We start from the raw sequence: 306 nt of genomic DNA, 5'->3' as shown, positions 1-306 counted from the left end.
TCAAGGCGACGCGCGAGATGCGACGCTCCGCCCTTATACGCCACCACCCGATCGAACTGGAGCGGGCCTCTCCCTTGATCGACAAGGCTTCGGTGCGGATCGACGGATCGGTTGTTTCCGTCGCCTGCGGCAGCACAGATACCAGGCAGACCGGGCCGAATTGCGCAGCAGACTCAGCATTGCGATAGTTCCGCAGATCCGCGCCTGAGATCGGCGGAAAGGCTGGATCGTGGGACACAACCAGCACACGCCGCCCGGCTTTCGCCGCGGAGACAGCGTCGAGCGGTTGTGCGCCCGCGGGTTTCA

The 306-nt window shown here is 64.7% G+C and carries 1 pseudogene; it reads right to left on the bottom strand.

Annotated features, from left to right (window positions below):
* Positions 1-306, bottom strand: a pseudogene (locus tag EOB49_RS37170) (glycosyl transferase family 1); the annotation flags it as partial.

This window comes from Mesorhizobium sp. M7A.F.Ca.MR.148.00.0.0 (genome assembly GCF_003997735.1).
GTDB lineage: Bacteria > Pseudomonadota > Alphaproteobacteria > Rhizobiales > Rhizobiaceae > Mesorhizobium.
Note: the sequence above shows the minus strand (reverse complement) of the source record. Positions and strands in the feature narration are given on the sequence as shown.